Below are 20,089 nucleotides of genomic sequence, written 5' to 3' on the forward strand. Positions count from 1 at the left end.
ATGTAAATACATTAATGAAATTTTGTTCAAAATGCTGATTTTTGTTTTCCAATTTTTTTTCAAAAAAATACCCTCGACAATTTATCGAAGGTACTTTTTTACTGCTTATTCATCGTGATTACTGTTTAATTCTGTGATTTTACCTGTTGCAAGATAGACAATCCATTCACAGATATTTGTCACATAATCCCCAATACGTTCTAAATATGTTGCCACATGAAGATAATCCGTTCCGCTAACCACAGTTTCTGGATTTGACTGCATTGCCTTGATTGAGTGGCTATAAATACTGTCAAAGTACTCATTCACGCGAGTATCCATTTTAGCGATCATTCTAGCATCTTTTTGATCCGTTTTTACGTATGCAATCAGCACATTATCAACCATTTTCTTCACGTAGTCAGACATGTCAGAAATTTCTTTTTCAATTTCAGGAATTCTTGTCTCACCTTTTAGTCGAATCGTTGATTTTGCGATCGATACAGCATGATCTGCCATTCTTTCTAAATCAGAACTCGCTTTCATAACGGTGATAATCATTCTTAGATCAGTCGTTACCGGCTGTTGTAAAGCGATCATTTCAAAGCTTTTCTTTTCCAGTTTGACTTCCATATCATTGATTTCTACATCGTAATCAATAACTTCTTGAGCTATTTTTTTATCGTGGTTGATATAAGCGCGTACAGATTTATGTACCACATTACTTACCATCATGCCCATTTCATAAAATTGATTATGAAGATTTAATAGTTCTTCTTCAAATTGACTGCGCAACATGTGTGTTCCTCCTTTTTTTTAACCAAATTTTCCAGAAATATAATCTTCTGTTTGTTTTTCTTTAGGATTCAGGAATATCTTCTTCGTATCATTAAATTCTATCAATTCGCCTTGCAAAAAGAAAGCTGTTTTATCAGAAATCCGTGAAGCTTGAGACATATTGTGGGTCACCATGATCATCGTATACTTTTCTTTCAGTGTTAAAAGCATATTCTCGATTTTACCACTTGAAACTGGATCAAGTGCACTTGTAGGTTCATCCAATAAAATAATTTCAGGATCAACCGCCAAAACACGAGCGATACAGACACGTTGTTGTTGTCCGCCTGATAAAGACAAGGCACTTTTATGCAGTTTATCTTTCACATCTTCCCAAACAGACGCTGCTTTTAAACTATTTTCTACCGCTTCATCTAGAACTTGTTTATCCTTCTCACCTTTTAAACGTAAGCCATAAATCACATTTTCATAGATTGAAAATGGGAAAGGATTTGGTTGTTGAAATACCATACCGATTTCTTTACGTAAATCTACGATATCCGTTTTCGGACCATAAATATCTTTGCCTTTGTATACCACGCTTCCTGTGATTGTCACGCCTGGAATCAAATCATTCATTCGATTCAAGGAACGTAGATAAGTCGATTTCCCACAACCAGATGGTCCGATCATAGCAGTGATCTCCCCTTGATTGATGCTCAAGTCGATCCCCTTTAAGGCTTCTTTTTTACCGTAATATAAATGCAAATCTTTTGATGAAATAATTTCTTTTGTCATCTTGCTCCTCCTAACCAAAATGTCCAGAAACGTAGTCTTCTGTCGCTTGAATTTTTGGTCGTGTAAAGATTTTTCTTGTTTCATCGTATTCGATCACTTTACCTAAGTAGAAAAAGGCTGTGTAATCACTGATACGGGCAGCTTGCTGCATATTATGGGTTACGATAATGATCGTATAATCATCTTTCAAATTCACTAATGTTTCTTCGACTTTCCCAGTTGAAATTGGATCTAAAGCACTAGCTGGTTCATCTAAAAGTAAAATATCCGGCTTCATGGCGATAGCTCTGGCAATGCATAAACGTTGCTGTTGACCACCAGACAATGCTAATGCACTTTTGTCTAAATTATCTTTGACTTGTTCCCAAAGCGCAGCTTGTTTTAAACTCGTTTCAACAATTTCATCTAGCTTTTTCTTATCTTTTTCACCATGTTGTTTTAAAGCAAATGTGATATTCTCATAGATCGATTTACTGAATGGATTAGGACGTTGAAATACCATACCGATTCGTTTACGCATTTCATAAACATCGACTTCTTTGGTATTCACATTTACATCCTTATACATGATATTCCCAGTTACTTTGGTATTAGCGATCCCATCGTTCATCCGATTCAATGAACGTAAATACGTCGATTTGCCGCAACCAGATGGTCCGATCAAGGCAGTGATTTTATTTTTCTCAAACTCTAGATCCACGCCTTTGATGGCTTCATTATCACCATACCAAACATGTAGATCATCGGTATGCAAAGCAATCGGTTCTGGTAATTTTATAATATTTGTGTCGTTTAAATTATATTCTTTCATTCTGATTCCCCTAACATTAGGCTGATGTCATTCTTTTATATAATCTGTTTCCGATAAAACGTGCGCCGAAATTAAAGAGTAAAACGACTAAAATCAGAACAGCAGAAGCACCAGCAGAAACAGCTGCACCATCTGGCATTGTGCCTTCTGTATTGATTTTCCAAATATGAACGGCTAACGTTTCAGCTTGACGGAAAATACTGATTGGACTTGATACACTTAACGGATTCCAATTACTGAAATCTAATGCTGGTGCACTTTGTCCTGCAGTATAAATCAAAGCAGCCGCTTCACCGAAAATTCTTCCTGAACTCAAGATCACTCCTGTTAAAATACCTGGTAAAGCTTCTGGAACAACCACTTTTAATACCGTTTCCCAACGAGATAAGCCTAAAGACAAGCCCGCTTCTCGTTGTGTATAATGAACGGCTTTTAACGATTCTTCAACATTTCTTGTCAATAAAGGCAGATTGAAAAATGTTAATGCCAGTGCTCCTGAAATAATTGAAAAACCATAACCAAGCTGCACTACAAAGATCAAGAAACCAAACAAACCAACGACTACTGAAGGAAGTGAGCTTAAAATTTCGATGGAAGTGCGGATTACATCTGTTAGCCAGTTTTTCTTCGCATACTCAGATAAATAAATACCTGCACCTAAAGAAATAGGAAAACTAATCAGCATCGTGATCAACAATAAGTATAGCGAGTTAAATAATTGAATGCCAATACCGCCGCCTGCTTGGTAGGCTTTGGAAGGTTTTGTTAAAAAGTCCCAAGAAATATGGGGAATACCACGAATTAAAATATAAAGGAGCAATGCTGCCAAAATCAAAACAATCACGCCTGAAATAGCATATAAGACGCCTGTTGCAAATTTATCTGCTTTTTTTGCATTCATTATTTCAAGGCCCCTTTCCTACCAATGATCCGAATAATAATATTAAAGAATAATGACATCAACAATAGGATCAACGCCAGTGACCACAGCACATTGTTTTCGACTGTTCCCATAATTGTATTTCCGATCCCCATCGTTAAAATACTTGTTAACGTTGATGCTGGAGTCGTTAAACTTGATGGCATGATTGCTGCATTTCCGATAACCATTTGAATTGCTAAAGCTTCACCGAAGGCACGTGCCATTCCAAAAACGACCGCTGTTAAAATCCCAGGCACCGCAGCTCGTAAAACAACTTTGTAAATTGTTTGCCAGCGAGTCGCGCCTAGTGCTAACGATGCTTCACGATAATGACGAGGAACTGACTTTAACGCATCCACTGTCATCGTTGTAACGGTTGGTAAAATCATGACAAACAGGACAAATGTCCCCGCCAAAATCCCAAAACCTGTACCACCAAAAATCGAACGAATAAAAGGTACGATCACAGATAATCCAATAAAACCATAAACAACAGAAGGAATCCCAACTAATAGTTCAATAACTGGTTGTAAGATTTTTGAGCCTTTTTTAGGTGAAATCTCTGTCATAAACACAGCTGCACCAATCGCAAAAGGTGTTGCGATGATTGCAGATAAGAATGTTACGATAAAAGAGCCCGCAATCATTGGCAAAGCGCCTACCATTGGTTTACCATCTGTTCCTGTTTCACCAGGATTCCAGTTTGTCCCGAATAAAAAGTCGGATACTTTAATTTTATTTGTAAAAAAAGTCGCTAAACCTTTACTTGCCACAAAATAAAAAATCGATAAAACAACCAAAACAATCAAAGCGATACAAAGAAAACTAATAAATTTCCCTCGTTGTTCCATTTTTGCGCGCTTTGATTTTGTTAACAATTTCTTCTGCACATCTTCCAAGAAAATTCCTCCTTATTTTAAAAGCGTAACGGGCTCGCTTAGCTCTGACAGAAAAATAGAAAAAATTGACTGTGACGCTTTTTGTCACATTCTATTTTTATCTTTTTTCCGAAGAGCTAGCCCGTGAAGCTAGATAGCGTTAAAAACGTAGCAGGCTCGTTCTGCTCTGACAGGAAAATAGGAAAAAATGATTGAGGTGCTTTTTACCTCACTCAGTTTTTATCTTTTTCCCGAAGAGCTAGCCCGTGAAGCTAGACAGCATCATGTTCACTTAGCTCTGCTAGGAAAATACGAGGATGGCAATTATCACCAAATTCATATTCTATCTTCCCCAAATAAATCCGCAACATGCTGAGCACTTTCCATAATAAAATCAGTGTAACTTTTTAACATAAATTTGCGTTTAATAACATGTAAATCTTATGTTAACTTTGTAAATTTTGTGTAAAGGTGATTATTTAATAAGATTTCCCTGCCAATCCCGTTCTACTTCCATTTTAGAAACAGGAATATACCCTAATTGAGCGATGATTTTTTCCTGAACATCATCTGATAACATAAATTCCAAAAATTCATCCGTCAATTGCTTTGGTTTTCCTAATGTATACATATGTTCATAAGACCAAATTGTCCATTTATTCGTTATAACATTGTCGTCAGTCGGCTTTACACCATCAATACTTAATGTATTAACTTCGTCATTAACATAAGAAAAAGCAGTATAACTGATTGCTCCTGGCGTATCAGCAACAATGGAGCGTACCATTCCACTTGAATCTTGCTCTTGAGCTTGGATCGCTGTTTTACCATCTAATACCCAACGTTCGAAAGTGACACGTGTACCACTTCCTGCAGCACGATTCAGCATAACGATAGGAACATCTTTTCCACCGATTTCTTTCCAGTTGGTTATTTCACCTAGAAAGATTTTCCTGAGGTTTTCTAATGAAATATCTGATACGCCAACATTCTTGTTAACGATTGGTGTAATTCCTACTACAGCAACCTTGTGATCTGTCAATTTAGATGCGTCAATTCCTTTTTTCTCTTCAGCAAACAAATCCGAGTTTCCAATATCCACTGCACCAGACTGAACTTGGCTTAATCCTGTACCGCTTCCGCCTCCTTGAACATTAACAAAACGTCCTGGATTTTGATTTTGAAACTCCTCAGCCGCAGTTTCAACTAAAGGTTGTAATGCTGATGAGCCAACTGCTGTGATCGATTCACCTCGATCGATCCACTTAGCGCAACCTGATAAAGTTAGTACTCCAATTAGACTAAAAAATAATAGCATTTTCTTTTTCATTTATCTCATAATCCTCCAAACTCAATTCAATCAATTCATTTTAACATTAACTGTTTCAGTTGAAAATTATAAGTTTCTGCAATCAGTATTTTTTTAGAATAAAATAACGGATTAGACTCTTACAAAGTCCAAAAAAACAACGCAAAAAGTACAACTGATTCTCCATATTGCACTTTTTGCACTAATTTATAATAATGGTGAAATTAGACGAGCTAAGCCTTCTTTCAATTTGATGAGTACACCGCGATTGCGGTATTTTTCTTCTGTTAACAGCTCAGATACTTTAGAATCCTCGTAAAAAGCACTTCGTACTTCTTTTGAAAATTCTTGATCATAAATGATTGTATTGACTTCAAAATCAAGTCGAAACGAACGAACATCAATATTCGCTGACCCGACAGACACAATTCCACCATCTATAATCATTGTTTTAGCATGAATAAATCCATGTTCATAGGTTTCGATAATCGCGCCATACTCTAATAGTTCCGCTGAAAATGAGTATGTCGCCCAATAGACTAGCATGTGATCTGGTTTATTTGGTATTTGCATTCGCACTTTCACACCTGATAATAAAGCTAATTTTAACGCTTCATGAATTGAGGCATCTGGTATATAATATGGCGTTTGGATCAATATCTCTTTTTTGGCGATTGAAATCATTTTTAAATACGTCATCTTGATTTGTTCATGCTCTGAATCTGGACCGCTAGTCACCACTTGAACTGCTTTTTTTCCATCAGAATAAATGGGTGGAAAATAAGTAGCATCGTAGCTTAACTCTTTTCGATGTTGCGAATTCCAATCCATCAAAAAACGATTTTGTAGACTATAAACAGCCTCACCATGAATCCGTATATGATTGTCTCGCCAGTAACCAAATTTTTCAACTTGACCAAGGTATTCATTTCCAACATTAAATCCACCTGTATAACCAATTTTTCCATCAATCACCACAATTTTTCGGTGATTTCGATAATTGATTCTTGGATTTAAATAGGGAACAAATAACGGAAAGAAAAACGCAATTTCTCCACCAACTTTTTTTAGTTCTTCAAAAAATTTCATATTTACTTGTGTCGAACCCCAAGCATCTAAAAGCAAGCGAACTTTTACGCCCCTTTTCACGGCATCGATCAATTCTTGTCGAATTTCTTTTCCTAAAGTATCGCCACGATAAATGTAATATTCCATATGGACATGATCTTTAGCTTGTCGAATATCTTCGATTAAGCCGTCAAATTTCTCCCGTCCATCTGTATATAAACGGACCTCATTATTTGTTGTATATAATGAGCTTTCAAAAACGGTCAACATATAAATCAACTGCTTTGAGTCCACTTCTCCTGTTGGTGGATGAGGAAATAACCCTCTTAATAATGATTGTTTCTCAAATTCTATTTCAGCATTCATCCCGATTTTAGCCTGCATTTTCATATCAAATATCTTATCTTTTGAGATACCTCGACCTAAGAAAATATAAAGGATAAAGCCCAAAACAGGAATAAACATCAATACCAAAAGCCAAGACCATGTCTGGGCTGTTTGTTTCCGTTCTCGAAAAACAATAACTAACGATAATAGCATATTAGCAATAAAAATAATAACAAATAAATTATCATATAAAAATTTCATTTACGCACCCCAATCACTTCACTCATACATCCCCAATAAAGCATAACCAACTTATGAAAATAAGTAAAGAAAAAGCAGACAAAAATGTCTGCTTTGGCTTTACTAAATTTTTAAGAAACGACGCATCGAGATGATTGATCCAAGTGATCCTATTGTCATTCCAATAACGATCATTAGTAAATCAATTTGCCAAACAAATGATTCAGGTTTTAATAGTGAATAATTTGAACTTAGCAACTGCGGGTTGAACAAGGTATAGAATTTTTGATAACCAAACGTTAACACTAAAATTGGAATAATTGATCCTATTAAACCAATCCAAGCACCTTCTATAAAGAATGGCCAACGAATATATCCATTTTTTGCTCCTACCAAACGCATGATTTGAATTTCTCTTTGGCGAGAAAGAATCGTAATACGAATCGTGTTAGAAATCAAGAAAACTGCGACAAACAGTAGTAAAATTGCGGCACCCAATCCCCATGTTCTAACTTTACCTGCAATACTGAAAATCTTATCTGAAGAAACACCACCATAATCTGCTTTAAATACATTCGGCAGTTTTGCGGCTTTCGCTGAGATTTCCTTTGTATCTGATGGTTCTTTTGCACTTACATAATACACATCGTACAATGGATTACTGTCACCTTCAAATAAGTTCCAAGCTTCACCCATTTGTTTTTGGATTTTCTTTAATTGCTTATCTTTGTTTGAATATGAAATTGTTTCAACATTGTCTATTTTGTTTAATTCTTTTTCTAGTTTTTGCATTTCATCTGGTGTTGTACCGATGTCAACGAAAACAGAAACTGTTACGTTTTCTTCAATATCTTTTGCTAATTTTGTTGCATTAAAAATCACTGCCATAAAAATCCCAACAAGGACTAAAGTAATCGTAACAGCACTGGCTGAAGCAATTGTCATCCACCCATTACGTTTTAAACTTTTGATACTTTCTAGGACATGAGAAAAGAACGTTCTAATCATCGTAGCCATATTCTCCTTCCGCTTGGTCTCGAATAATTCGGCCATTTTCGATGGCGATTACGCGATGACGGATCGTGTTTACAATCGTGCTGTTATGTGTTGCCATAACAACGGTTGTTCCTTGTGCATTGATCCGGTCTAAAAGTTTCATGATTTCCCATGAGTTTTCTGGATCAAGGTTTCCTGTTGGTTCATCAGCGATTAGAACTTTAGGTGTATTTACGATTGCACGAGCAATTGAAACACGTTGTTGTTCCCCACCAGATAGTTCACTTGGAAACACTCGAACTTTATGTTTTAAACCAACAAGATCAAGAACTTCCATTACTCTTTTCTTGATATCTCTTGGCTTACGTCCAACAACTTGCATAGCATAAGCAACATTTTCATATACAGTCTTCTTCGTTAATAATTTATAATCTTGAAAGACAATACCGATTTCTCTTCTAAGATAAGGAACTTCTGCATTTTTTATTTTCATTAAATCATGACTTGCAACTTTTAAACGTCCCTTAGTTGCTTTTTCTTCACGGTACATCAATTTAATGAATGTTGATTTTCCGGCTCCGGAAGGTCCAACAACATAAACGAATTCACCTTGTTTTATTTCTACTGAAATATTTCGGATAGCAGTTGTACCATTCGAATATTTCTTCATTACATCTTTCATTTCAATCATGGCGTATTCTCTCCATCTCTGTTTTCTAGACTATCAATCATTATAACATGACTTTGTTTCAAGGCTCTTTCAACAGTTTACAATTTTGTTTCATTTCTGTGAATAGATCAATTTAATTTTTGTTTCAAGTAAGCATCAATGAAGCCATCTAAGTCTCCATCCATTACTGCCTGTACATTTCCTGTTTCGTAATTGGTCCGATGGTCTTTGACCATTGAATAAGGGTGGAAAACATACGAACGAATTTGCGAACCCCAGCCGATCTCTAGCTGTTCACCGCGTAAAGCTGCTGCCTCCTGCGCTTTTTTATCCATTTCTAATTGATAAAGTTTTGCTTTAAGCATTCCCATCGCTTGCTCTCGGTTTTTTAATTGTGAACGTTGCGCTTGACTGGCAACAACCGTTCCAGTAGGTATGTGCGTGATTCGAACAGCTGATTCTGTCTTATTAATATGTTGTCCCCCAGCGCCACTGGCACGATAGGTATCAACTTTTAAATCATCTGTATTGATATCGATCTCAACATTTCCATCCAATTCAGGCATGATATCAACTGAACAAAAAGAAGTGTGACGACGTTTGGCTGAATCAAATGGTGAAATTCGTACTAAACGATGAACACCTTTTTCAGATTTTAAATACCCATACGCATTATATCCTTTAATTAAAAGCGTAACACTTTTAATGCCTGCTTCGTCTCCTGATTGGTAATCTAATGTTTCTACTTGAAACCCGTGACTTTCAGCCCAGCGCGTATACATTCGAAGCAACATACTGCCCCAATCTTGTGATTCAGTACCCCCAGCTCCTGGATGAAGTTCCATGATAACATTATTTTTGTCATAAGGCTCGTTTAACAATAAGGAAAGTTCATAAATGCTTAGCTTTTCTTTTAAAGCTAATAAACGTTCTTCCAATTCTACTTGTGTATCTGAATCATATTCTTCTTGCTGCATCTCACTCATGATTTCCAATTCTTCTAGCTCATCCGCAAATTGATGAAATTGCTGATATTTTTCTTTATAGGAATTGGTTTCGTTGATCAATTGTTGTGCCGTTTCTGAATTATCCCAAAAGCCAGGCTCTGCCATTCTGTTTTCAGCTTCTGCAATGTCTTCTTCTAACTGATCTAAGTCAAAGAGACCCCCTGAAGCTCGTGATCGATTGATTCATTTCATCTAAAATAGTTCGGATTTCAGCATTTTCCATGATATTTTCTTCCTTCCATTTTCAATACTTTGTAACACAACAAATGAAGGCGAGGCGAATGCCTCACCTTCATCAATTTTTAAAGACCTTTACCGTGACAATTTTTGTATTTCTTACCACTGCCGCATGGACAAGGATCATTACGACCTATTTTTTCATCAACATGAACTGGTTGCTTTTTAGCACTTGTATTGCTTTGAGGTTCTTCTTCATCTGATGGATGAACGGCTTCCCCTTGCGCTACTTGTTCACGTTGAACATTTTGACGAATTTCTGATTTCATGAATAGACGAGTTACTTCGTATTCGATTGCTCCGATCATTTCTTCAAACATGTTGTAGCCCTCTGTTTGATATTCAACTAATGGATTATTTTGTCCGTAAGCACGTAAGCCCACTGATTGACGTAATTGATCCATTGCATCAATATGATCCGTCCATTTTGTATCTACTACACGTAGAATAACAACTTTTTGGAATTCCAAAATTTGTTCTGGCCCATTTAATTGTTCTACTTTGACATCATAGACTTCTTGCGCACGTTTTACTAAATAATCTTTGATTTCTTCTGGTGATTTGCCATCTAAATCTGCTTTAGAAATAGAGTCTTCATGAACTAATGTTGAAGAAGCGAAATCAACGATACCATCAAGATTCCAATTTTCTTTTTCTAATTGAGTATGGCTATCAACAACGCGAGTGATTGTACGTTTTACCATATTTAGTAATGTTTCAGTCAACTCTGTATCTTCCATAATGACTTCTTGGCGTTGTGCATAGATAACTTCACGTTGCTCACGCATTACATCATCATATTGCAAGACATTCTTACGTGTATCATAGTTATTTCCTTCAACACGTTTTTGAGCTGATTCTACTTGTTTACTTAACATTTTGCTTTGGATCACAGCATCTGATTCTTCAATATTCATACGATCCAAGAATGCTTTAATTCGTTCTGAACCAAAACGTTTCATCAAGTCATCTTCAAGTGATAGATAGAATTGAGAAACCCCAGGATCTCCCTGACGACCTGCACGTCCACGCAATTGATTATCGATACGGCGTGATTCATGACGCTCAGTACCGATTACGGCTAAACCACCTAGTTCGACAACACCAAGACCAAGCTTGATATCTGTACCACGACCAGCCATATTGGTAGCAATCGTAACCGCACCTTTTTGACCAGCATTCATAATGATTTCAGCTTCTTTAAAGTGATTTTTCGCATTCAATACTTCGTGCGGCACTTTTTCTTTGTTTAATAACTCTGACAATAATTCAGACGTTTCAACAGCAACTGTACCAACTAAGACTGGTTGACCGTTATGGTAACGTTCTTTGATATCTTGGACCACTGCTTTGAATTTACTTTGTAGTGTTGGGTAAAGTAAGTCGGCACGGTCATCACGAATGATTGGACGGTTTGTTGGAATTTGGAAAACTTGAATATTGTAGATTTCACGGAATTCTTCTTCTTCCGTTTTAGCAGTACCAGTCATCCCAGCTAATTTCTTATACATACGGAAATAGTTCTGGAATGTAATTGTTGCCATTGTTTTTGTTTCGTCTTCGATCTCTACGCCCTCTTTGGCTTCGATCGCTTGGTGTAAACCATCTGAGTAACGGCGACCATCCATGATACGACCAGTAAATTGGTCAACAATCAATACTTTACCTTCTTGAACAACGTAATCAATATCTCTAAGCATGATAAAGTTCGCACGTAAGGCTTGATCCATATGGTGAGTCAACGCTGTATTTTCAATATCATAAAGATTTTCTAAACCAAAGTTTTCTTCTGCTTTTTCGATACCCGCTTCTGTTAAACTAATTGTTTTAGATTGAACATCGATTTTGTAATCTTCTTCTTCTTTTAAACGTTTAACAAAATTATCTGTACGTGTATAAAGCGCAGTTGACTTTTCTGCTTGTCCAGAAATAATCAACGGTGTACGTGCTTCATCGATTAAGATTGAATCGACCTCATCCACAATCGCATAATTCAATGGACGTTGTACCATTTGGTTACGGTAAACAACCATGTTATCACGTAAATAATCAAATCCTAATTCGTTATTTGTACTATAGGTAATATCACAATTATAGGCATCACGTTTTTCTTCTGACGTTTTTGAGTTGATATTCAGACCTACTGTTAAGCCTAAGAAATTATACAATTCACCCATCTCATCAGAGTCACGAGTTGCTAAATATTCATTGACTGTTACAACATGAACCCCTTCGCCAGTCAATGCATTCAAATAAACCGGCATCGTAGCAGTCAAAGTTTTACCTTCACCAGTTCTCATTTCAGGGATATTCCCATCATGTAAGACAATACCACCCATTAACTGAACGCGGTACGGGTATAATCCTAAGACACGTTTCGCCGCTTCACGGACAACCGCAAAAGCTTCTGGTAATAATTGATCTAGCGTTTCACCTTTTTGGTAGCGAGCCTTAAACTCATCTGTCTTTGCCTTTAATTCTTCATCGTTCAATGCTGCAATAGCTGAAGCGTGAGATTCCACTTGTCCAGCAATACCATCCAAGCGTTTTAGTTCCTTTTTATCATTTTCAATCATCTTTTTTAAAAAATTAGCCATGTTTTTAAGTGTTCCTTTCAATAAACTCTATTTATTTTTTGCACTAAATGCACAATCATCCTTTCTATTTTATCACTAGTTGCTAAGAAAGGAAATAACTTCTCTTAATATTAATAATATATTATATCATTTTTTATGTACATATGCTTAAAATAAGCAAAAGAGACTTCGGCAAAACGTATGCCGTCCTGCTTCAGTCTCTTAAAAATCGACTATTCGAAAGTAACTGACCTTTGATAACAATTCTGTTAAAAATCTCTATTGCCATAAAGCAACTAGAGATTTTTAGCTATTCTTCGTTAAATAAAGGACAATTTACTCAGTCATTTAACTTAGTCTGTTTCGATTAAACCATATTTGCCATCTTTACGACGGTAAACAATGCTGGTTCCGTTTGTTTCTGAATCTTCAAAGATAAAGAAGTTATGTCCTAACATGTTCATTTGTAAAACAGCTTCTTCACTATCCATTGGTTTTAATGAAAGACGTTTTGTACGAACAATGTCTAATTCTGGCGTTTCATCAGGTGTTTCTTCACCATTTAAGAAAATAGCTGCTTTAGCAGTATTCATCCCAGTTTCACGAGATTTACGGTTAATTTTTGTTTTAAATTTACGAATTTGTCGTTCTAATTTATCTACAACTAGATCAACACTTGCATATAAATCAGGTGATGTTTCTTCAGCACGTAAAACTAAATAAGGTAGAGGAATAGTAACCTCGACTTTTGCTGTTTTTTCAGTGTAGACTTTTAAGTTTACATGAACAGTCGCTTCAGGTGAATCACTGAAATAACGTTCTAGTTTACCAACTTTTTTCTCTACATAGTCTCGGATTGCTTCAGTAACTTCGATGTTTTCTCCACGCACATTATATCTAAACATAACGATTACCCCTTTCATCTGCCACTAAAGAAGGAATAAAAGGACCACTCTGTTATCCTTCTTCTTAATTCTATTATAACGAATTATATTACTTTTGCCAACAGAATTGCGGTCGATTTTTTATTTTAATTATTCTTTTATCTCGCGACAGAAAACGTATACAGTTTTGAAGGTTCATTTTCCAAAATAACTTGGGCTGCATGGAAAATCGTTCGACCTGTTGTATAGATATCATCAACTAAAAGAATGTCCTTATTTAAGATAGCTTTTTGCCCTTCTAATGTTAATTTGAAAGGTTGCTTCAATTTCATTCGGTCTTTTCTTGTTTTTTGTACTTGAGATACGCCATCTGCAAAACGCACAAGATAGGGCTGATATGGAATGTTTGCAGCAGCCAACAATCCTTCAACTTGATTAAAACCTCTAACCTTCATTCGTTCAGTTGAAATCGGCATTGGAATCACCAAAAAGTTCTTTTTCAGCTTAAAGTAAGCCTGCAAATAATCCACAAAACTATGTCTAAGTCTATAATTCCCTTTGAATTTATATTCTTCAAACCATTCTTGCATCGCTTGATTGTAGGCAAAAAGAGCTTCATGATGAAAATCATAATTTGGATAAAGTTGTTGCCATTTCACACAGTCTCCACAATACAGACTATTTGATGGACGCTGACAACCATAACAGCACTCTTTTCTTTCCAGTAATAGAAATTCTTTGGCACACTTGGAACATAATTGTTCAGATACTATTTTTTTAGGCAAAAAAATTTCCTTAATTGTTAAATTTCTACTGATCGTTTGACTACAATAATTACATCTCATCTATCAATCCCCGTTCTATGCCTAAAGTATTCATTTTTTTGATCTGCTTGATTGCTTCTTTCATGGCCTTCGTACAACCATCATGCAAAAACCAGACTTCTCCTGCAGTAAACTCTTTTCTTCGGTCAACTCTACCAGCAATTTGAACAAGAGCTGAGGTTGCAAAGACATCATGATTTGCTCCTAAAACGATCACTGAAACACCATCAAATGTCACACCTCGTTCTAGTATGGTCGACGTCATAAGAATTCGATACTCCTTATTTCTCATCTTCAAGACCTTTTCTAACCGCTCTGGATCCTGAGAATGAACGCAGGCTAAAGGTACTTCTGGAAATTTTTTTTCAACTGCTTCCTTTAGCTTTTCCATCAAAGAAATGCTGGGGCAAAAAATCAAAACATCATTTTTATTCACTAGTGTACGAATTTTAGTTACTAACGTTTTAGGGCTGTTGCCCTTTTTGATTTTTTCATGCCATCGAGAACACCATTTCATCTTAGGAACAGGGAGAATTCTTCTATGGTAACGCGCTGGTAAAATGCTAGTTTTCAACTGATTTTGAGTTGTTTTTTTAGTTAATTCTTTAGTTGGTGTTGCAGTGAGATAAACAAGTGAACTATTTGTCTTGATTGCCTGATTTACACCATACTGCAAAAGGGGGTTATCGACAAAAGGAAAAGCATCTACTTCATCGATAATCAATACATCAAATGCTTGAAAAAAGCGTAATAACTGGTGGGTTGTACATACTAAAAGTTTAGTATAACGATAGCGTTCTTCCATCTTACCATGAAGAAGAATCGCTGGTTCATCCGGAAAAACGGCTTGTATTCTAGGGTACAGTTCCAGGCAAACATCAACTCTAGGTGAAGCAATAGCCACTCGATAGCCAGATTCTAAAGAATGATGAATCGTTTTAAACAGCATTTCTGTCTTACCCGCACCCGTAACCGCCCAAATCATTCTAGATTCGCCTTTCTTGACTGAAGCTACTAAATCATTTGATACTGCCTGTTGCCCATCAGTAAGTTGCCCTTTCCAAGCAAAATTGACTATTCTTTTGACAGGATTTGGTTCAGGTAAATGGTAAAAATCCTGACTGGTATCCACTCTGCCTAATTGAATACACTCTGGACAAAAAAAATGACCATTGAACAATTGAACGATACTCTTACTCTGAACCTGACCACAGCGTAAACATTGAATTGTTTTTTCATTCACTTCCTGCATCGTCAATAGCTTTTGACTCTGTTCTTCTGCTGCTTCAATATTCTCAATTTCTTTTTTTAAGACTTTTCTTCCCCATAATTCTTGCATTTGTCCCCTCCATAATTAAACTACGCAATTTCTATTCACTATTTTTTCTTAATTTTTCTATCGTTGTCTAGGACATCATAAAAAGCTCGACTTATTTACCGTTTCAGCAAATTTGTCGAGCTTTCAATTAGGAACCATAGATTCTAAAATCTGTCTTCATTTTCAAGAGAACAAAAAAAGTGAGTCAAAACTTACATCATGTTTTGACTCACTTATTGTATTAGTTATTTCCAATCAAATTCAATGCTTGTTGTAGCACTTTTTCCCCATTCATCATGCCATAATCAGCCATATTGATTACTTCTAAAGGAATTCCTTTAGGTTCTAAACGTTTTTCAAAATCGCTTTTCATAAATCGAACTTGAGGACCCAATAATAACACGTCTACAGGTTTACTCTCTAAATTGTTATCTGCATCTGAAGCTGATACTGCAAAAATATCCGTATCCAAGCCTTGTGCATCAGCAGCTTTTTGCATTTTTGTTACAAGCAAACTTGTACTCATCCCAGCAGAACATACAAGCATAATTGTTTTTTTAGCCATGGTAGCCATCTCCTTTTTTCTAACTAATAACATAACACATTTTATATTCTCTTTAACTTTAGTATAGTAAAAAACTGACTTTTGTCAACGCTTCCTGCTTGCGAGCTATCTTAATTTAGTTGTTTAAAAAAGCCACTTAGATTTAAGCAGTTTATTAAAAACCACATATTCCTTTTCAATATTGACTTGTACAACTTGATAACTAGCATTGAGCCAACCATATGCGCCTTTTTCAGGATGCTTAAGATCGTTTGCCCACCAATCGATATCTGTGCGTGCCGTTTTAGGAAGTCCTGAATGTGGAAAAAGTAACTCGTCAAATTGAGTAAACGTTAAAGTTACTTGTGAACCACCATTGGTCGTTAAATAATGGGTAACGCTATCATATTTCTTTTGACGCTCTTTTGCCAAATCATTCACTCCCTTATTTTTATTATCGCTTTGCTTATAATGAACTACTTTTTAAAAATCATTCTTCCTTTTAATGATTATCTCATAAAAAGTTAAAGAAGCAAATGAAGGTCTCTTATCTATTTTAAAGAGAATAGTTGCTTCTCACCTTTATTTTTTTTATACTTAAAGTATTATGTAGTAAAGGACTGAGCAAATGCTTGATCATTATTTTACCATTCGCTCTGATGGAGAAAGTGAAATCGAGATCAAAAAATCCCGTTTTATCTGTTCTCTAAAACGAGTCTATTCAGAAAATGAAGCAAAAGAATTTATTGCTCAAAAGAAAAAAGAGCATTGGAAAGCCAATCATAATTGCAGTGCTTTTGTGATCGGTGAAAAAAGTGATATTCAGCGCAGCAGCGATGATGGAGAACCAAGTGGAACAGCTGGCGTCCCTATGCTGGAGGTTTTGAAAAAACAAGAATTGATCAATGTGGCAGCTGTTGTTACTCGCTATTTTGGCGGAACTAAACTTGGCGCTGGCGGCTTGATTCGAGCATATAGCCATGCTGTTTCTCATGCATTAAGTGACATCGGATTGGTCGAAGGAAAATTACAACAGGAAATTCGTTTAACGATCAGTTATCCTAATTTAGGAAACGTTCAAAATTTCCTGGAAAACAAATGCTACACATTAAAAGACACGATTTATGGAGAGCATGTTGACGTTATTTGCCTTGTAGATGAAGCGAAATCCGAGCAATTTATGGCAGAAATCGTTGAACTACTAAATGGACAAGTTACATTTGAAGAAGGTGAATGTTCTTATCATGAACTGCCAATCAAAAAAAAGGAGCAAGAAGATGACATTTGAAGAAATATTACCTCACATAAAAAAAGGGGCAAAAGCTGTAAGAGAAGGTTGGGGTGGTTTTGAATTGTACATTGAACTCAGAGATGAAATCGGCACATCCGATGGGACTTTCCTCCAAGTTACGCCCTACTTTTTGATCAAGACTTCTGATGAAGGATATAGTATGTTTTCACCAACACCGTGTGATGTTTTGGCAGAAGATTGGAAAATCGTAACTACAGATTAAGATTCTATACAAAGCTAGAACACTTAAAACAAGTCGCTCTAGCTTTTTTTATAAGATCAAGAAAAGAGGAACACGTATGCATTTCGATGAATACAAAGGAAAAACGATTTTTATAACCGGAGCAGCTTCTGGTATAGGACAGGCACAAGCAATCGCTTTTGCAAAACAAGGTGCCCATGTATTTGGATTGGATCTTGATGAAAGAGGATTGGCTGCAACGATTGAAAAAACAAAAAATTCTGCTGGAAAATTTTCTTCTTATATTGGTGACGTTACAAAAAAAAGTGTTATCACCACAGCAGTTGAACAAGCAAACAACTTATTTGGCCCGATCCATATTTTATTGAACACAGCTGGCATTTTGGATGATTATACACCGACATTAGAAACAACTGAAGCAATGTGGGATCGCGTTTTATCCGTTAATCTAAAAGGAACTTTTTTAGTAACCAATCAAATTCTACCGCAAATGTTAGCACAAAAACATGGTGTAATTGTCAATATGGCTTCAATTGCAGGTATGGTTGCAGGCGGAGGCGGCGCGGCTTATACAGCATCAAAACATGCTATTATCGGTTATACCAAACAGTTAGATCATGATTATATCAAACAAGGTATACGAGCAAATGCGATTGCTCCTGGCGCAATTCAAACACCTATGAATGCTGCTGACTTTGCTGGTGATGGCAAAATGGCTGAGTGGGTCGCTAACGAGACCCCTGCTGGACGCTGGGCCAAACCAGAAGAAGTTGCTTCGTTGACTCTTTTTATGGCAAGTGAGCAGGCAGATTATATTCATGGAACGGTAATGACGATCGATGGTGGCTGGTTGGAAAAATAATATTGTATTGAAATGTCACAGCCTACTTTACAAATGCCATAATTTTCGATACCATAAAAAACAGTGAAGCAATTCACACTATGACACTTCAGCTGGCAGAATTTTCCTGTCACTTCCTTTGGTCATAGTTATTACTAAAACAGAAAATCTGTTTTACAAAGGAGAACACAAATGAATAACCCAAACTCACAGACTAAAGCCTGGTCGGTCATTGCTTTGACGAAAATGGCTTTGATCACGGCACTCTATGTCGTTGTCACTATTTTTTTGGTACCTTTTAGTTTTGGTGCAGTTCAACTCAGGTTTTCAGAGTTATTTAACTATTTGCCACTCTTTAACAAACGCTACATTCTAGCTGTGACTTTAGGAGTAGCCATCTCAAATTTGGCTTCACCATTAGGTCTTGTTGATGTCGTTATCGGCAGCTTATCGACGTTTGTCGTTTTACTTTTATCTTATTATGTAACAAAACGACTAAAAAGCCCAATCAAAAAAATGATTCTAACAGCAATTATTTGTTCACTTTCAATGTTTACAGTGGCTGGACAATTGACTTATTTTTACCATCTGCCGTTTTTCTATACGTGGTTGACAGTTGCTATTGGTGAACTGTTATCTATGACTGTTGGCGGTATTTTAATTTACTGGATCAACGAAAAAATCGATTTAACGAAATAAAAAATGGAAATGAAATCAGACAGCTCTTCATTGCAGAAGAGCCGAAAGCTTTCATTTCCTTTTTCGTTTATTTTTCTAAATAAAATTCAAAACGGTTTCCTACATATTGTGTTCTTACATATTCAAAGGGGGTGCCATTTTCAAAATAGGAGATCTGGCGTAAACGAAGAATAGCATCTCCACGTTTGATTTTTAGATAATCTGCAATTTGTTCTGAGGCTTGCATAGCTGAAATCGTTTGATTCGCATGGCCAATTTTGTTGCCGCCTTTTTCTTCTAATGTTTTATAGAAAGAATTCGTGATTTCCGTTTTGCTATATTGATCAACTAATGAATACGGAACACTTGCAACTTCAAAACAAATTGGTAAATCATCTGCAAACCTGACACGCTCCATGCGTACGATTTGTTCATTTTCTTTCAAATTTAACTTTTCCATCTCACTGGAACTTGGTTTGGCTACATAATAGGAAACAGTACGGCTGGAAGGTACTCGATTTTGGGAAAGCATGATATCTGTGAAGCTAGTTGTTCCCGTCATTTTTTCTTGCACTTTTTTGCGGGCAACATAAGTTCCTGAACCGATTTTTCGTTCCAAAATCCCCTCATCAGCAAGTGTTTGGATCGCCTGTCTCAACGTCATTCGGCTAACACTGAACTGGATCGCCAGCTCACGTTCTGACGGAAGTCGATCTCCAATCTTCCAAACGCCATGTTCAATGTCATCTTTAATTTTATCGTGGATTTGAATATAAACTGGTAAGCTTGATACCATCTTATTTCCTCCTTTTTATTCCCTTTCATTATAACTGGTATATACCTCATAAACAACCAAAAGTTCCAAAATATAGGTACGGAAACGTTTATTGAAATAATTTGGTATGCTTCAGG

The 20,089-nt window shown here is 36.3% G+C and carries 21 protein-coding genes; 4 read left to right on the top strand and 17 right to left on the bottom strand.

Annotated features, from left to right (window positions below):
* Positions 1–105: 105 nt before the first annotated feature.
* From phoU to BCR21_RS12085, 16 genes are all read right to left on the bottom strand, one after another.
* Entirely contained in the window at positions 106–777 is a 672-nt protein-coding gene (phoU, locus tag BCR21_RS12010) for a phosphate signaling complex protein PhoU (protein WP_069646692.1), read from the bottom strand.
* Between the two features lie 18 nt (positions 778–795).
* Complete coding sequence (pstB, locus tag BCR21_RS12015; protein WP_010760782.1) at positions 796–1,554, bottom strand: phosphate ABC transporter ATP-binding protein PstB; 759 nt, start codon at positions 1,552–1,554, stop codon at positions 796–798.
* 10 nt (positions 1,555–1,564) lie between these two features.
* Entirely contained in the window at positions 1,565–2,365 is an 801-nt protein-coding gene (gene pstB / locus BCR21_RS12020; RefSeq protein WP_069646693.1) for a phosphate ABC transporter ATP-binding protein PstB, read from the bottom strand.
* Positions 2,366–2,381: 16 nt separating this feature from the next.
* Positions 2,382–3,266 (bottom strand): phosphate ABC transporter permease PstA, encoded by an 885-nt coding sequence (gene pstA / locus BCR21_RS12025; RefSeq protein ID WP_069646694.1) that lies wholly within the window; start codon positions 3,264–3,266, stop codon positions 2,382–2,384.
* The gene (gene pstC, locus BCR21_RS12030) at positions 3,266–4,186 is read right to left on the bottom strand and encodes a phosphate ABC transporter permease subunit PstC (RefSeq protein ID WP_069646695.1); all 921 of its coding nucleotides are present in this window, start codon (positions 4,184–4,186) and stop codon (positions 3,266–3,268) included. The genes pstA and pstC overlap by 1 nt, the downstream gene beginning before the upstream one ends.
* 454 nt (positions 4,187–4,640) lie before the next feature.
* Positions 4,641–5,495 carry a phosphate ABC transporter substrate-binding protein PstS gene (locus BCR21_RS12035; RefSeq protein ID WP_069646696.1) on the bottom strand — a complete coding sequence of 285 codons (855 nt, stop codon included), beginning with the start codon at positions 5,493–5,495 and terminating at the stop codon, positions 4,641–4,643.
* Between the two features lie 186 nt (positions 5,496–5,681).
* On the bottom strand, positions 5,682–7,130 hold the full coding sequence (gene cls, locus BCR21_RS12040; RefSeq protein ID WP_069646697.1) for a cardiolipin synthase: 1,449 nt from the start codon (positions 7,128–7,130) through the stop codon (positions 5,682–5,684).
* Positions 7,131–7,232: 102 nt separating this feature from the next.
* Positions 7,233–8,117, bottom strand: coding sequence for a permease-like cell division protein FtsX (ftsX, locus tag BCR21_RS12045; protein ID WP_069646698.1), 885 nt, complete (start codon positions 8,115–8,117; stop codon positions 7,233–7,235).
* Positions 8,110–8,796 (bottom strand): cell division ATP-binding protein FtsE, encoded by a 687-nt coding sequence (gene ftsE, locus BCR21_RS12050; RefSeq protein WP_010760775.1) that lies wholly within the window; start codon positions 8,794–8,796, stop codon positions 8,110–8,112. Before ftsE ends, ftsX begins: the two co-directional genes overlap by 8 nt.
* 107 nt (positions 8,797–8,903) lie before the next feature.
* Positions 8,904–10,005 (bottom strand): peptide chain release factor 2 gene (gene prfB, locus BCR21_RS12055; RefSeq protein ID WP_139125659.1). Its coding sequence is split into 2 segments (ribosomal slippage): positions 8,904–9,932 and positions 9,934–10,005, totalling 1,101 coding nucleotides; the frame shifts between segments, so codons are not numbered across the junction.
* A gap of 79 nt (positions 10,006–10,084) precedes the next feature.
* Positions 10,085–12,616, bottom strand: coding sequence for a preprotein translocase subunit SecA (gene secA / locus BCR21_RS12060; RefSeq protein ID WP_069646700.1), 2,532 nt, complete (start codon positions 12,614–12,616; stop codon positions 10,085–10,087).
* 332 nt (positions 12,617–12,948) lie between these two features.
* Entirely contained in the window at positions 12,949–13,500 is a 552-nt protein-coding gene (gene hpf, locus BCR21_RS12065; RefSeq protein WP_010760772.1) for a ribosome hibernation-promoting factor, HPF/YfiA family, read from the bottom strand.
* 137 nt (positions 13,501–13,637) lie between these two features.
* On the bottom strand, positions 13,638–14,324 hold the full coding sequence (locus BCR21_RS12070; protein ID WP_069646701.1) for a ComF family protein: 687 nt from the start codon (positions 14,322–14,324) through the stop codon (positions 13,638–13,640).
* Positions 14,314–15,642, bottom strand: a complete 1,329-nt coding sequence (locus BCR21_RS12075; RefSeq protein ID WP_069646702.1) for an ATP-dependent helicase ComFA — start codon at positions 15,640–15,642, stop codon at positions 14,314–14,316. The genes BCR21_RS12070 and BCR21_RS12075 overlap by 11 nt, the downstream gene beginning before the upstream one ends.
* A 220-nt stretch (positions 15,643–15,862) precedes the next feature.
* Positions 15,863–16,186, bottom strand: a complete 324-nt coding sequence (locus BCR21_RS12080) for a PTS sugar transporter subunit IIB (protein ID WP_069646703.1) — start codon at positions 16,184–16,186, stop codon at positions 15,863–15,865.
* Between the two features lie 123 nt (positions 16,187–16,309).
* The gene (locus BCR21_RS12085; RefSeq protein WP_084013302.1) at positions 16,310–16,597 is read right to left on the bottom strand and encodes a DUF7662 domain-containing protein; all 288 of its coding nucleotides are present in this window, start codon (positions 16,595–16,597) and stop codon (positions 16,310–16,312) included.
* 196 nt (positions 16,598–16,793) lie between these two features.
* On the opposite strand from BCR21_RS12085, the gene BCR21_RS12090 reads away from it, so the two are divergent.
* The 4 genes from BCR21_RS12090 (at position 16,794) to BCR21_RS12105 (ending at position 19,198) form a co-directional block, all read left to right on the top strand.
* Positions 16,794–17,453, top strand: a complete 660-nt coding sequence (locus tag BCR21_RS12090) for a YigZ family protein (RefSeq protein WP_069646705.1) — start codon at positions 16,794–16,796, stop codon at positions 17,451–17,453.
* Entirely contained in the window at positions 17,443–17,679 is a 237-nt protein-coding gene (locus BCR21_RS12095) for a DUF2829 domain-containing protein (RefSeq protein WP_069646706.1), read from the top strand. The genes BCR21_RS12090 and BCR21_RS12095 overlap by 11 nt, the downstream gene beginning before the upstream one ends.
* A gap of 76 nt (positions 17,680–17,755) precedes the next feature.
* Complete coding sequence (locus tag BCR21_RS12100; RefSeq protein WP_069646707.1) at positions 17,756–18,520, top strand: 3-oxoacyl-ACP reductase; 765 nt, start codon at positions 17,756–17,758, stop codon at positions 18,518–18,520.
* Positions 18,521–18,691: 171 nt separating this feature from the next.
* Positions 18,692–19,198 (top strand): QueT transporter family protein, encoded by a 507-nt coding sequence (locus tag BCR21_RS12105; protein ID WP_069646708.1) that lies wholly within the window; start codon positions 18,692–18,694, stop codon positions 19,196–19,198.
* 67 nt (positions 19,199–19,265) lie between these two features.
* Here the strand turns inward: BCR21_RS12105 and BCR21_RS12110 are convergent, their stop codons facing one another.
* Positions 19,266–19,973 carry a GntR family transcriptional regulator gene (locus BCR21_RS12110; protein WP_069646709.1) on the bottom strand — a complete coding sequence of 236 codons (708 nt, stop codon included), beginning with the start codon at positions 19,971–19,973 and terminating at the stop codon, positions 19,266–19,268.
* Positions 19,974–20,089: the final 116 nt, after the last annotated feature.

This window comes from Enterococcus ureasiticus, assembly GCF_001730285.1.
Lineage (GTDB): Bacteria > Bacillota > Bacilli > Lactobacillales > Enterococcaceae > Enterococcus_L > Enterococcus_L ureasiticus.